The sequence below is a fragment of the Pseudomonas sp. GW821-FHT01A09 genome (genome assembly GCF_058986725.1).
In genome coordinates, this window is record NZ_JBYSWB010000019.1 from 1 (window position 1) to 13591 (window position 13591).

Annotated in this window: 11 protein-coding genes; 2 read left to right on the forward strand and 9 right to left on the reverse strand. The window is 61.5% G+C overall.

Annotation, left to right across the window (positions count from 1 at the left end; translation table 11 throughout):
- Window positions 1-90: 90 nt before the first annotated feature.
- The 7 genes from trpE to AC3WJP_RS19985 form a co-directional block, all read right to left on the reverse strand.
- Window positions 91-1575 (reverse strand): anthranilate synthase component I, encoded by a 1485-nt coding sequence (gene trpE, locus AC3WJP_RS19955; protein WP_493722319.1) that lies wholly within the window; start codon window positions 1573-1575, stop codon window positions 91-93.
- Window positions 1576-1644: 69 nt separating this feature from the next.
- Entirely contained in the window at window positions 1645-2463 is an 819-nt protein-coding gene (locus tag AC3WJP_RS19960; protein WP_493722320.1) for a phosphoglycolate phosphatase, read from the reverse strand.
- Window positions 2460-3134: a ribulose-phosphate 3-epimerase gene (gene rpe, locus AC3WJP_RS19965; RefSeq protein ID WP_493722321.1), complete on the reverse strand. Its 675-nt coding sequence runs from the start codon at window positions 3132-3134 to the stop codon at window positions 2460-2462. The genes AC3WJP_RS19960 and rpe overlap by 4 nt, the downstream gene beginning before the upstream one ends.
- Before the next feature lie 193 nt (window positions 3135-3327).
- Window positions 3328-4149, reverse strand: a complete 822-nt coding sequence (locus AC3WJP_RS19970; protein ID WP_493722322.1) for an ABC transporter permease — start codon at window positions 4147-4149, stop codon at window positions 3328-3330.
- A 10-nt stretch (window positions 4150-4159) separates the two neighbouring features.
- A complete protein-coding gene (locus AC3WJP_RS19975; RefSeq protein WP_493722323.1) occupies window positions 4160-5407 on the reverse strand; it encodes an ABC transporter permease in 1248 nt (415 codons plus the stop codon).
- Between the two features lie 72 nt (window positions 5408-5479).
- Window positions 5480-6511 (reverse strand): ABC transporter substrate-binding protein, encoded by a 1032-nt coding sequence (locus AC3WJP_RS19980; RefSeq protein WP_493722324.1) that lies wholly within the window; start codon window positions 6509-6511, stop codon window positions 5480-5482.
- 70 nt (window positions 6512-6581) lie between these two features.
- On the reverse strand, window positions 6582-7706 hold the full coding sequence (locus tag AC3WJP_RS19985) for an ABC transporter ATP-binding protein (protein ID WP_493722325.1): 1125 nt from the start codon (window positions 7704-7706) through the stop codon (window positions 6582-6584).
- Between the two features lie 267 nt (window positions 7707-7973).
- On the opposite strand from AC3WJP_RS19985, the gene AC3WJP_RS19990 reads away from it, so the two are divergent.
- Window positions 7974-9524 carry a M28 family metallopeptidase gene (locus AC3WJP_RS19990; protein WP_493722326.1) on the forward strand — a complete coding sequence of 517 codons (1551 nt, stop codon included), beginning with the start codon at window positions 7974-7976 and terminating at the stop codon, window positions 9522-9524.
- A 90-nt stretch (window positions 9525-9614) separates the two neighbouring features.
- Here AC3WJP_RS19990 and AC3WJP_RS19995 read toward each other — a convergent pair whose 3' ends face one another.
- Window positions 9615-10244, reverse strand: coding sequence for a response regulator (locus tag AC3WJP_RS19995; protein ID WP_493722327.1), 630 nt, complete (start codon window positions 10242-10244; stop codon window positions 9615-9617).
- 124 nt (window positions 10245-10368) lie between these two features.
- Window positions 10369-12384, reverse strand: a complete 2016-nt coding sequence (locus AC3WJP_RS20000) for a PAS domain-containing sensor histidine kinase (RefSeq protein ID WP_493722328.1) — start codon at window positions 12382-12384, stop codon at window positions 10369-10371.
- A gap of 96 nt (window positions 12385-12480) precedes the next feature.
- On the opposite strand from AC3WJP_RS20000, the gene AC3WJP_RS20005 reads away from it, so the two are divergent.
- Window positions 12481-13488: an alpha/beta hydrolase family protein gene (locus AC3WJP_RS20005; RefSeq protein WP_493722329.1), complete on the forward strand. Its 1008-nt coding sequence runs from the start codon at window positions 12481-12483 to the stop codon at window positions 13486-13488.
- Window positions 13489-13591: the final 103 nt, after the last annotated feature.

A 13591-nucleotide genomic window follows, 5' to 3' on the forward strand; every position in this document is an offset into this window, starting at 1 on the left:
CCCCCCCCCCCCCCCCCCCCCCCCCCCCCCCCCCCCCCCCCCCCCCCCCCCCCCCCCCCCCCCCCCCTCACCACAGGAGAGAGCCATGCCTCAATCCATCGGGACAGGCTGCTCCGCCAGCGCCACCGCCTTGAACATCGCGCGACGCTTGTTGATCGTCTCTTCCCACTCCAGCGCGGGCACCGAGTCAGCCACGATGCCGCCGCCGGCCTGCACATGCAGCTCGCCGTTCTTGATCACGGCGGTGCGGATGGCAATGGCCGTGTCCATATTGCCGTTCCAGGCGAAATACCCCACCGCCCCACCATACACGCCACGCTTGACCGGCTCGAGCTCGTCGATGATTTCCATCGCACGGATCTTCGGTGCACCGGACAGGGTGCCCGCCGGCAGAATCGCCCGCAGTGCATCCATCGCCGTCAGGCCTTCCTTCAAGTGCCCGGTGACGTTGGAAACAATATGCATCACGTTGGAATAGCGCTCGATGACCATCTTCTCGGTCAGCTTCACCGAGCCCACTTCCGAAACCCGACCGGTGTCGTTACGCCCCAGGTCGATCAACATCAAGTGCTCGGCAATCTCTTTGTCGTCGCTGAGCAAATCGACGGCCAGCGCTTCATCCGCTTCCTCGGTAGCGCCTCGTGGACGAGTCCCGGCAATCGGGCGAACGGTGATCAGATTGTCCTCGACGCGCACCAGCACTTCGGGCGAACTGCCGACCACGTGGAAATCGCCGAAGTTGAAAAAGAACATGTAAGGCGTCGGATTGAAGCAGCGCAGCGCACGGTACAAGTCGATCGGCGCCGATTTGAAATCGATGGTCATGCGCTGCGACGGCACCACCTGCATGCAGTCGCCCGCCAGGATGTATTCCTTGATGGTGTCGACGGCACGCTCATAGTCAGCCTGGATGAAGCTTGAGCGGAACACCGGCTCGGCGCCCTGCTCGCGGGTGAAATCCAGACCGCGACGGGGCGTGATCGGCTCGCGCAGCTTGGCCATCAACGCATCGAGCTGAGCCTGACCGGCCGCGAAGGCATCGGCCTGTTGCGGATCGGCCAAGACGATGGCGTGCATCTTGCCAGCCAGGTTGTCGAACACCACCACCGCATCGGAAACCATCAACAGGATATCCGGCACCCCCAACGGATCGGGGTTGGGGCACTTGCCCAGGCGTTTTTCGACATAACGCACGCAGTCATAGCCGAAGTACCCCACCAGGCCGCCGTTGAAGCGCGGCAGGCCGGCGATGGTCGGCACCCGGTAACGAGCCTTGAAGGCTTCGACGAAGGCCAGCGGATCCTCGACCTCGTGACGCTCGATCTCTTCGCCGTCCAGCGTGATGTGCACCGTGTGGTCATGCACGCGCAACACGGTACGGCACGGCAAGCCGATGATCGAGTAACGGCCCCATTTCTCGCCGCCTTGCACGGATTCGAGCAGGTAGGAGTTGGGTGCGTCGGCGAGTTTCAGGTAGATCGACAGCGGCGTATCGAAGTCGGCCAGGGTTTCGCGGGCGAGCGGGATACGGTTATAGCCGGCATCAGCCAAGCGCAGGAATTCTTCGCGGATCATGAGCAGCCTCGTGGCATGAGGGGAAAACGGTCAGGTAGGCAAACGTACCGGCAGCGCCGGCGGAATCAGTCAGGCGCGCCAACGCCAGCGGGCCAGGGCCTTGATGACTTTCATCCAGAGTTTGCGAGTGACCACCACGATGGAATCTCTTTGCGGGGAGGAGTCGATTGCCACCAACGTTAGCGCACCGCTTGGCGCTAAGCAACCGGGGATCAACGCGCGCAGATCATCGATGACCAGCGTCGGCGATTCTTCGCTGATCGGTCGACCGTGATTGTAGCCGTAGCTCATGGCCACACAGGCCACGCCAGCGGCCTTGGCCGCCAGCACGTCGCTGCGCGAATCGCCGACGAACAACGCATGTCGAGGTCGAGCGTTGGCCATTTTCATGACGAACAGCAGCGCCGCCGGATCAGGTTTTTGCTGCGGCAGGGTATCGCCGCCGATGATCCACTTGAAAAAACGCCCCAGCCCCAGCTCATCCAGCAACGGCGCGACGAACTGCTCCGGCTTGTTGGTGATCAGGGCCATTTTCACGCGCTTCTTGTGCAGCCACTTGAGGGTCTCGACCACACCCGGGTAGAGCGTGGTCAGCGCATGGCTGTCGCCGTAATGGCCCATGAATAGCTCGAGCGCCTGTGCCGCCTGGGCATCATCCACATGCTCATGCTCCAGGCCGCCAGCCAGCGCGCGGCGCACCAGCACCTTGGCGCCGTTGCCGATCCAGATGCGCACCGCGTCGATGCCCACCGGCTCGCGGCCCAGTTCGACCAGCATCTTGTCCACCGCGACCGCGAGGTCCGGCACCGAGTCGACCAGGGTGCCGTCGAGGTCGAACATCACCACTCGCGGCAGATGCTCGGGGAACAGCTTGGCGAGGTTGCTCATGAGCGCGCCAGCGCGAGCTCGGCATGCATTTTGGCGATGGTGTCTTGGTAATCGGGGGAATTGAAGATCGCCGAGCCGGCGACAAAGGTGTCGGCACCGGCCTCGGCGATTTCACGGATGTTGTGCAGATTGACGCCGCCGTCGATTTCGAGGCGGATGTCACGGCCACTGCCATCGATCAAGGCGCGGGCTTCGCGCAGCTTCTGCAGGGTGCCGGGGATGAATTTCTGGCCGCCGAAACCCGGGTTGACGCTCATCAGCAAGATCATGTCGACCTTGTCCATGACGTACTCGAGCAGATTGAGCGGCGTGGCCGGGTTGAACACCAGGCCGGCCTTGCAACCGCCCTCGCGGATCAACTGCAGGGAGCGGTCGATGTGCTGGGTGGCTTCAGGGTGGAAGGTGATGTAGGTCGCGCCGGCCTCGATGAAGTCGCCGATGATGCGATCGACCGGGCTGACCATCAGGTGCACGTCGATAGGCGCCTTGATGCCATATTTGCGCAGCGCCGCACAGACCATCGGGCCGATGGTGAGGTTGGGCACATAGTGGTTGTCCATCACATCGAAGTGGACGAAATCACCGCCGGCGGCGATGACATTGTCGACTTCTTCGCCCAGACGAGCGAAATCCGCGGAGAGAATGGAGGGAGCAATTGCGTAGGGCTGCATGGCGCACCTGTTGGTCTGGAATCACGGTGGCGCGCATTGTAGCCCAGGAAGGCAGGTGACGGGCAGGTGCGGATATTCAGCTTTCAGTGCCGGCCTCTTCGTCCTGTAGCGAGGGGGCTTGCCCCCGATAATGGGTCTGGCAACGCACCGGTCGCTGGCACCTTTTTCGGGGGCAAGCCCCCCCGCTACTGGGTCATGCCGCGGTACGCATCCTCTCCCCACGCCCACGCAGCCATTCCAGCGTCAGCAGCAGAATCACCGAGAACACGATCAGCAAGGTCGCCGCCGCCGCAATGGTCGGGCTGAGGTTCTCGCGGATGCCGCTGAACATCTGCCGTGGCAAAGTCGCCTGCTCTGGCCCAGCCAGGAACAGCGTCACCACCACCTCGTCGAAGGACGTAGCAAACGCGAACAAGGCCCCGGAGATCACCCCAGGCGCGATCATCGGCAAGGTCACCCGCCGGAAAGCGGTCAGCGGCGAGGCGCCGAGGCTGGCCGCCGCCCGCACCAGATTGTGATTGAAGCCCTGCAGCGTTGCCGACACGGTGATGATCACAAAGGGCACGCCCAGCACCGCATGAACGATGATCAGCGAAAAGAAACTGTTGCCCAGGCCCAAGGGAGCGAAAAACAGATAGCTGGCCACGCCGATGATCACCACCGGCACCACCATCGGCGAAATCACCAGTGCCATCACCAGCGACTTGCCGGGGAAATCGCCACGGGTCAGGCCGATCGCCGCCAGGGTCCCGAAGATCATCGCCAGCACCGTCGCCGCCGGAGCGACGATCACGCTGTTGCGCAGGGCGCGCATCCACTCCGCCGAGGCGAAGAAGTCCTGATACCAGTGCAGCGACAAGCCTTGCAGCGGATAGACCAGAAAGCTGCCGGAGTTGAACGACAACGGGATGATCACCAGCACCGGCAGGATCAGAAACAACAGCACCAATCCACAGAGGATGCGCAAACCGTAGAACCACACCCGCTCGACGGGCGACATATAAGGGCTCAGCATTTTCATATCCTCAGCTCAGGCGCAGGCGGCTGGCGCCGACCAGACGGCTATAGATCAGGTACAGCACCACCGTGGCCAGCAGCAGCAAGCCGCCCAGTGCCGTGGCCATGCCCCAGTTGATGCTGGTGTTGGTATAGAAGGCCACGAAGTAGCTGACCATCTGATCGTTGGGACTGCCCAGCAACGCCGGGGTGATGTAGTAGCCGATCGCCAGGATGAAAACCAACAGGCAACCCGCGCCGACGCCTGCGTAAGTCTGCGGGAAGTAAACCCGCCAGAAACTCGCGAACGGGTGGCAGCCCAGGGAGATGGCCGCGCGCATATAGGTAGGCGAAATGCCCTTCATCACGCTGTAGATCGGCAGGATCATGAACGGCAGCAGAATGTGCACCATGGAGATGTACACGCCCACCCGGTTGAAGACCAGTTCCAACGGTCTGTCGATGATGCCCATGGCCATCAGCGCGCTGTTGATCAGCCCGCCCGATTGCAGCAGCACGATCCACGCCGCCACCCGTACCAGGATCGAGGTCCAGAATGGCAGCAGCACCATGATCATCAACAGGTTGCTCTGCCGGGTCGGCAGATTGGCCAGCAGGTAAGCCAGCGGGTAAGCCAGCGCCAGGCAGATGGCGGTGATCACCAGGCCCATCCAGAAGGTGCGGGCGAAGATATCCAGGTAGATCGACTGATCCGGGGTGGCCGGGGCCAGCTCGCCGAGATCGTCGATCCGATGATCCACCGCCGCCAGCAGGTAATACGGCGTGACGCTGCTGGTGTTACGGCGAATCACTTGCCAGTACGCCGGATCGCCCCAACGTTCGTCGAGACCTTCCAGCGCTTCCTTATAGGAGCCAGGCTCGGCCTCGAAGGGCAGCGCCTTGGCGGTTTTCATCAGCAGGCTGCGATAGCCGGCCGATTCCATGTTCAAGCGCTTGGACAGATCGCCCAATTGCTGATTCTTGCGGGCATCGGCCAGGTCCTCGCTCAGTGCCCTGAAGGTCGGCTCCGCCGGCAGGCCCTTGCCATCCCAACTGGCCATGGCCGCGACCGTGCGCGGCAGGCTACCGACCACTTCCGGGTTGCCGACGCTTTTGTAGAGCAAGGCCACGATAGGCACCAGAAACACCAGCAGCAAAAACAGCACCAAGGGTGCGATCAGCGCCTGCGCCTTCCAGCGGTTGAGCCGCTCGGCACGGGCCAGCCGTTGCTTCAAGGTGGGGCCGGTGACCGAGGCCAGGGGCACTGAGAGGGCCATAACGTACTCCGCGAGACTTTGACGAGAACGACGCCTCCAATGCGCAGGCGTCGGCTTTACTACCGGCTGGCGTTACTTGGCGGCCCAGGCGTTGAAGCGTTGCTCCAGTTGCTCGCCGTTGTCGGCCCAGAAAGCGACATCGATCTGCACCTGGTTGGCGATGTTCTCCGGCGTGGTCGGCATGTCCTTGAGGATGCCCTTATCGAGCAGCGCAACCGCCTGGCTGTTGGCCGGGCCGTAGGCGATGTTTGAGGAGTAGACCTTCTGCTGCTCGGGCGAAACCGTGTAGGCGATGAACTTCTTCGCCTCTTCGATGTGCTTGGCGCCTTTAGGGATGGCCCACGCGTCGAAGTCGTAGATGCCGCCGTTCCAGACCACCTTGAGGTTGCTGTCTTTTTGCACGGCAGCGATGCGACCGTTGTAGGCCGAGCTCATGACCACGTCACCCGAGGCCAGGTACTGCGGCGGCTGGGCGCCGGCTTCCCACCACTGGATGTTCGGCTTGAGTTCGTCGAGCTTCTTGAATGCGCGGTTCTGCCCGTCTTTGCTGGCCAGCACCTTGTAGACATCCTTGGGCGCCACGCCATCGGCCATCAAGGCGAATTCGAGGGTGTACTTGGCGCCTTTGCGCAGGCCACGTTTGCCGGGAAATTTCTTCGTGTCCCAGAAATCGGCCCAGCTGGTGGGTGCGGTCTTGAGCTTGTCGGCGTTGTAGGCCAGCACGGTGGACCAGACGAAGAAGCCCACGCCGCAGGTCTGGATCGCGCCCTTCACATAGTCGCTGGCGTTGCCGAACAGTTTCGGATCGAGGGTTTCGAACATGTCTTCATCGCAGCCGCGGGACAGCTCGGGGGATTCGACCTCGACCAGGTCCCAGTCAACGCTCTTGGTGTCGACCATGGCTTTGACCTTCGCCATTTCGCCGTTGTATTCACCCGCGATGATCTTGCCGTTGCCGGCCGCTTCCCACGGCTCGTAGAACGCTTTGACTTGTGCGGCCTTGTTGGCGCCACCGAACGACACCACGGTCAAGTCGGCGGCCATGGCCTGCGCCGCACACAGCATGCCCATGGTGAGGGCGGTGAACTTCAGATGCTTGAGCATTTAATCGATTCTCCAGAGTGCAGGTTGGGTGTAACTCTTATGGTTTTTCTAACAACGGCAGAGGTAATGGTTACTGTGCGACAGGCAGCGGATCGAGGGCGCGGCCGTGCTCGACCTGCCAGCCCAGCGGCACCACGTCGCCCACGGCCAGGCTCGGGTCGAGCTCGGCGATCGGCTGCTTGACGAAGAAATCGGTCTTGCCACACACCTCCAGGCGCACGCGCACGTGATCGCCCAGGTAGATGAACTCGGCCACCCGCCCGGAAAAGCGGTTGGCGCATTCGCTGCTGTGGCCATTGAGGCGGATACGCTCGGGGCGGATCGACAGGGTCACGTCGTCGCCAATCTGGCCGACGTTGACCGCCAGCGCCGTGACCTTCTCGCCACGGGCCAACTCCACCACGCATTGATCACCGGCACGGCTGAGCAGGCGCCCGGTGAGGCGGTTGTTCTCGCCGATGAAGTTGGCGACGAAGGTGTTTTTCGGCGACTCGTAAAGCGTGCGCGGGTCGGCGATCTGCTGGATCTCGCCCTGATGGAACACCGCCACGCGATCGGACATGGTCAGCGCTTCGCCCTGGTCGTGGGTCACGTAGACCACAGTCACACCCAGGCGCTGATGGATGTGCTTGATCTCCATCTGCATGTGTTCACGCAGCTGCTTGTCTAGGGCGCCGAGGGGTTCGTCCATCAGCACCAGTTGCGGTTCGAACACCAGCGCCCGGGCCAAGGCCACACGCTGCTGCTGGCCGCCGGACAACTGCGCCGGGTAACGCGAGGCGAAACTGTCGAGCTGGACCATGCCCAGCACGCGCTTGACCCGCTCGGCGATGTCGGTCTTGCTCAAGCCACGCACGGACAGCGGGAAGGCCAGGTTTTCCGCGACGGTCATGTGCGGGAACAGCGCGTAGTTCTGGAACACCATACCGATGTCGCGCTTGTGCGGCGGCACGTTGTTGATCGAGCGGCCGGCCAGCTGGATTTCCCCGGCGGTGGGCGTTTCGAAACCGGCCAGCATCATCAGGCTGGTGGTCTTGCCGGAACCCGAGGGGCCGAGCAAGGTGAGGAATTCGCCTTTGCGGATATCCAGGTTGAGGTCTTTGACGATCAGCGCTTCGCCGTCGTAGCTTTTCTGCACGCCCCGAAAGCTGACCAGCACTTCGCTCGCCTCTGCGCTTGATTGAACCACGCTCATAACCCGTACCTATGATGATTGGTGACTGCCTGCATACAGCCTAGTGAAGGCTGCAGGCCACGCAAATCGGGGGTTGGGAGAGATTGCGGTCAGCGCTCTGGAAGTTCGCGTGTAGGGATTGCCCTACAGATATGACGCGGATAGGCATGAGGTGTTTTTTTGTTACGCAATTAATAAGTAACACTCTCATTCGTAAATCGAGTTGCGACGTGATTGGTTGGCGATTGAGAATGTGAGACTCAATTTTGGTTCAAATGGAGAGGTAAAATGACAGTAGGAGCCTATACTACCATCGCGGCGCAACATAGAAATGAGATCGGAAAGTTTCATAAGACAATAGAGGAAAATAGCTCCATCATTGAAAAAGCGCTGAAACGTACTGCAAATAGCAGCTCGGAGCAACATCGGCTGACTGGCTACAAAAGTGACGATTTCTACTTAGCGACATTATTCGCCGCTCAGCGTGGTGTTTCAGATAATACAGCCGCACTGCCAAAACTCAGGGTTAATAATGCCCTTCAAGCTGCTTGTTTGCTCTTGAACGCAACCTCCATTTTCAACCCGCAGCAGCCGCATAAACAAGTCCCGCACTTTATCGATGACGGCCCTCGCCAGTCGGGCACACTTGCCCTTACGCCCGGAGCGTCTGAAGCAGGAATCAACGCAGGTGACTGGCGTGATGTTGATCCGTTCCGATTGCCCAGCGCCGTCGCCTCACCGCTTCCGGTGCAGGGGCCTACCGTCCTTGGCACCATTACAAACTTCATACAGGACGGTCTCGACATAGCCAGCGGCGACCACCATATTCACGCCGACGCCATTACCATCTCCAGCAAGGAGCTCAACCGGCAGCGCCGACATGCCATCAAAAGACTGCTGATAAACAATAAAATACCTTTTGAAAAGCAGACATTCCAGCAGCAGCGAAGGGACGAGGTCACCATCAAAGGTAAAAATATGGTGGTAAATCTCTCGGGGCCAGCGGCCCACCAGCCTGGCAAGCACGTGATAGTCACCGCGCATTTCGACAAAATTGGAGATGGCTCCGAAGGCTTCTACGACAATGCGGTCAGCTGCGCGGCGCTTGTCGATATGGCGAAACACTTCAAAGGTAATCTGCCCGAAGGTACCCGATTGCAAATTGTCTTTATGGATGCAGAAGAACAGGGATTACTGGGCTCCAAGGCGTTCGTGGAATCATTGGCTGAAAAAAATATAACGCCCGATCTGGTCATTAACATCGACCTGATGGGCGGTGCCGGCAAAGAAGTATATGCAGGTGCTTCCAACAGCTCTCATAACGCATGGTTTCATTCTGATGACCTTGAAGCTGCCAAGGTTCCCAGACCTTCAACCGCTGCTGAAGTGGATTTCCTCAACCTCCTCAAAGAAGACATACATGGCTTCAATGTTGTACAAAATGAAGCCACTCCCATGAGCGACCATTTGTCCTTTCAATATAAAGGTTTTCCTGCAGTGGGACTCAGTGTGGTCAACACAGGCGAGGCCGCAAAAACGGAAAAGTTCGTGAAGGCTTTTTCCAACTTGGCCAACGCCGAATCTGCGTGGAAGGAGGCTTTTGATAAAATCGTCAAATTACCTAAAGGCACTCCTCAATATAATGCCTACGCCCCAGAGGCCAAAGCCATACGGCAGAACCTTACAAACGCCCAGTCCTTATTTGCCCAGGCAACTGATGCTGATACCACCTACCAACGCTTGCATAACAGCAACGACCAGGAAAGCCTGTTCCACTCGGGCAACACCAATGCATTCACGAAGATGATGAAAGTCGCTATTGCCAAGTTTCTGAGCTAAATAGCCTGCGCATCATTGCGCTGCTTCAACAGGTGCCTCCATTGCCCATGAGAACCAGCAAAAGCTGTCGCTCATGGGCATGCCGCTTTCCTACACCAGCTTGTGCTCCATCGCATATTTCACCAGCTCGGCCAGCGATGCCACCTTGAGTTTTTGCATCAGGCGCGCCTTGTGGGTGCTGATGGTCTTGCTGCTCAAGGCCAGTTGCTGAGCAATGTCGTTGACGTTGGCGCCTTGCGCCAGACGCTCGAACACCGAAAACTCGCGCTCCGACAGCAGCGTGTGCAATGGCCGGGAATCGGTGAGGCCGACCTCGAAGACCATGCGATCGGCCAGGTCCGGGTCGATATAGCGGCCACCGCCCGCGACCCGACGAATGGCCGTCAACAGCAATGCCGGATCACTGTCCTTGGTGGCATATCCCGCCGCGCCGACCTTCAGGGCACGGGCCGCCATTTGCGCTTCGTCGTGCATCGACAGCACCAGAATCGCCGGCGGCTGGTTGAGCGCGCGAATCCGCGCAATCGCCTCCAGGCCGTTGACCCCGGGCATGGAGATATCCAGCAGCACCACCTCGCAGGGCGTATGCCGCAACGCTTCGAGCAACTGCTCGCCATTGCTGGCTTCACCGCACACCAGCAGGTCTTTGGCCAGGCCGATCAATTGCTTGATGCCCTCGCGCACGATGGTGTGGTCTTCGGCCACGAATACACGGATCACTCGGTCTCTCCCGGAAAAACACAATATCTGTAGCGAGGGGGCTGGCCGCCGATCGCAATGTACCTGACACACTCGCGTGGCCGACGGATTTTTCGCCGGCCAACCTCCTCGCCAAGGGATTCATTCAGACCCACGGAATCGCCACCTTGAGCTGCGTCCCCTCCCCCGGCGCGCTGTCGAGCTGCAACTCGCCGCCGAGCATCAATACCCGCTCGCGCATCCCCACCAGGCCGAACGACGTACTGGGCTGGCTCGGGTCGAAACCGATGCCGTCGTCGATAATGACCAGGCTCAGCAACGCCCCGTCATCCTCGAGCACTATCTCCACAGTATGCGCCTGCGCATGGCGCATGACATTGGTCAGCGCCTCCTGAAGGATGCGGAACAGGCCAATCGCCTTGCCATCGCCAAGCACCGGCAGCTGCTCGGGCACCTGCACCAGGCACGGGATCTGCGTGCGCGCCTCGAAACGCCGCGCCTGCCACTCGATGGCCGAGCCGATGCCAGCATCGAGGATCGGCGGACGCAAGGCCGTGGCCACGTCGCGCACCAGCTGGAACAACTGCGCGATCAGCTTCTTCATGCTGTTGAGGCGTTCCTGCAGACCGGGGTCGAGCTGCGCATAGGCCAGCTCGCACATCGAGGTTTCGAGCTTGAGCACGGTGAGCATCTGTCCCAATTCGTCGTGCACTTCGCGGGCGATACGGGCCTTCTCTTCTTCACGCACGCTCTCCAGGTGCGCGGTCAGATCCCGTAGCTGGTCCGCCAGCCCCGCAAGCCGCGCTTCGCTTTCCATCAAGGCCGCGGAGGCGCGGCGGCGCTCGGTGACGTCCTGGATATACACCACCAGGTACTCACCGTCGTGGAAGCGCAGAAAACTCAGGGACACATCCGCCGGCAGAACGCTGCCATCGGCGCGCACGCACTCGGTCTCGAAACTCTGCGAACTGTCCTCGCCCTGGCGGGCGCGTTTCCACAGGTTGAGCCAGCGATCCATGTGCAGGCCGGGCTCGAAGTCGATCAAGGGCCGGTCGACCACCGCACCTGGCGGATAACCGAGCATGCTTTCGGCGGCGCGGTTGGCGTAGCGCACGTGGCTGTCCCAATTCACCCAGAGGATGCCGACCGTGCTCTGGTCGATGGAAAACTGCGTGAGCTGCAGCGCCTGCTCGGCGGCCTGATGCCGGGCAATGGCCTCCCGCGAGCGCCAAAGGTCGGCTTCCAGATGGTGAACCTGGCGGCGCTGCCAGCTGAGAATGGCGATGCTTGCCAACACCATGGCCGACAGCAACAGGCACAGGTTCAGCCAGAAGCCGCTGGATTCACCGGGTGTCGGGTATTTGGGCTGCAACCAGCGGCTTCGCCACTGCTCGACGTCCTTGACGGGGATATCGTGCAGGCCGGCTTCGATTACCCCGGCCATCTCGGGCCAGTCGCGGCGCGAGCCGATGCGCAACAACTGCGGACGGCCAATATCACCCACCACCGCCAGGTTGGCGAATTCCGGCTCCCTGGACAAGCGGCTCAGTTGCGCTTCGTCGACCACCGCGTAACTGGCCTGCTGGCTGAGCACAGCCTGCAGGGCCTGACGCTCCAGCGTGACGCCTTGCAGATTGAGATTGCTGTAGCTGTCGCGCAGATAGTCGGCCACCGGGCTGGGCATGCGCACCGCCACCCGGTCGTTCTCGCCGAGTTTTTCCAGGTCGACCGCCGCGCCGCCGTTGCGCTCACCGACGATGCGCTGGGCAATGCGCATATAAGGATCGGAAAACATCCACAGGCGCAAACCCGAGGGCGTCTGGGTGAGGCCGGGGGCAAAATCGACATCGCCCTTGCGCAGGCCAGCCTCGAGGGCCGCCTGGTCGGGGTAATGACGCCAGATCAACTCCACGGCAAGGGCCTTGGCCAGGCCATTGAGCAAGTCGACGTTGAGCCCGGACAGCTGCTGCGAGCGGCGATCATAGGAGGCGTATGGCGTTTGCAGAATCAGCCCCACCCGCCACTGCCGATGGGCCGCCAGCCACTGCGCGTGTGCGGGGTCGAGCGAGGCGACGGCAGGCTCGTCGGCGCGCACCGGGCCCGCGACCACAGCACCGAGGATCAGTACGCCCATCAGCCACAGGCTGCACAATCGAATCATTTGCTGTCTCATGAACAAGAAGAACCCGCCTGGCACTTGGCTGCTGCAACCAAATGGCTTTAGGCTGCCGGCTACTACACTGGACTGGAATACCCGATGTCTCCAATCTACCGCACATCGCTCGCTGTTCCGTGCTTTTCAATTTCCCGCAGCGCCTTTTTGTGCCTGGCACTGGTGGCGCCTTGGGCGCTGGCCGCCGACCCGACGCCAGCTCCCGCACCGGCTGCGGCACCGGCCGCGCCCCGCGCACCGATCATGGAGCGCAGCGAGGAAGACGCGCTGGCCCTGGCGCGCAGCCTGCCGGCCGCCGAGCAAGTGCAACTGCAAGCGGGCAGCGATAACTTCCTGGCCCTGTGGCGCCCGGCCAATACTGCGGACGGCAAAGGCGTGGTGATCATCGTGCCGGGCACCGGCGAGACCGCCGACTGGCCGCAAGCCGTCGGCCCGCTGCGGCGCAAATTGCCGGATGGGCAGTGGGCCAGCCTGAGCCTGACCGTACCGGACCTGCTGAGCGAGTCCCCGCAACCGCGCGCCGTTGCCGCAACGCCGACACCCACCGAGTCGAAAAGCCAGTCGACCCCGGCCGATGCCAATGCGCCGGTGGAGCAAGCCACCGCCGCCGACGCCGACCCGGGTGACAAAAGCGCGGCTGCCGATTCGGCCGATGAACAGGCCGACGCCGATGCTCAGCGGATCTTCGCCCGCATCGATGCCGGTATCGCCTATGCGCAAACCCAGAAAGCCCGCAGCATCGTCTTGCTCGGGCATGGCACCGGCGCCTACTGGGCTACGCGTTATCTGACCGAGCGCCAGCCGTCACGGGCGCAGAAGCTGGTGATGGTGGCAGCCCGCGCACCGCAAGGCGCACCGCAGCCGCTGGAGCAACTGACGCCGCAGCTCAAGGTGCCGGCGGTGGATATCTTTTATGGCGATGAGGGGGCGGCCAGCAAAACCGCCAAGGCACGGCTTGAGGCCAGCAAGCGTGTGACCGGCAGCCAGTATCGCCAGATCAATCTGACAGTACTGCCGGGCGATCCCCAGGCCGAGCAGGAGCAACTGTATCGGCGGGTGCGGGGTTGGTTGAGTCCGGACAAGGATCTGTAAGCAAATTTGTGTCGTTATCGAGGGCCTCTTCGCGCGCAAGCCCTGCTCCCACAGGTGTACGCCTCAAGGTCGGTCAACTCTGTGGAAGCAGGGCTTGCCCGCG

Coding starts and splice junctions, on each gene's coding strand:
- trpE (WP_493722319.1), bottom strand. CDS start 1,575: ATGATCCGCGAAGAATTCCTGCGCTTGGCTGATGCCGGCTATAACCGT.
- AC3WJP_RS19960 (WP_493722320.1), bottom strand. CDS start 2,463: ATGAGCAACCTCGCCAAGCTGTTCCCCGAGCATCTGCCGCGAGTGGTG.
- rpe (WP_493722321.1), bottom strand. CDS start 3,134: ATGCAGCCCTACGCAATTGCTCCCTCCATTCTCTCCGCGGATTTCGCT.
- AC3WJP_RS19970 (WP_493722322.1), bottom strand. CDS start 4,149: ATGCTGAGCCCTTATATGTCGCCCGTCGAGCGGGTGTGGTTCTACGGT.
- AC3WJP_RS19975 (WP_493722323.1), bottom strand. CDS start 5,407: ATGGCCCTCTCAGTGCCCCTGGCCTCGGTCACCGGCCCCACCTTGAAG.
- AC3WJP_RS19980 (WP_493722324.1), bottom strand. CDS start 6,511: ATGCTCAAGCATCTGAAGTTCACCGCCCTCACCATGGGCATGCTGTGT.
- AC3WJP_RS19985 (WP_493722325.1), bottom strand. CDS start 7,706: ATGAGCGTGGTTCAATCAAGCGCAGAGGCGAGCGAAGTGCTGGTCAGC.
- AC3WJP_RS19990 (WP_493722326.1), top strand. CDS start 7,974: ATGACAGTAGGAGCCTATACTACCATCGCGGCGCAACATAGAAATGAG.
- AC3WJP_RS20000 (WP_493722328.1), bottom strand. CDS start 12,384: ATGATTCGATTGTGCAGCCTGTGGCTGATGGGCGTACTGATCCTCGGT.
- AC3WJP_RS20005 (WP_493722329.1), top strand. CDS start 12,481: ATGTCTCCAATCTACCGCACATCGCTCGCTGTTCCGTGCTTTTCAATT.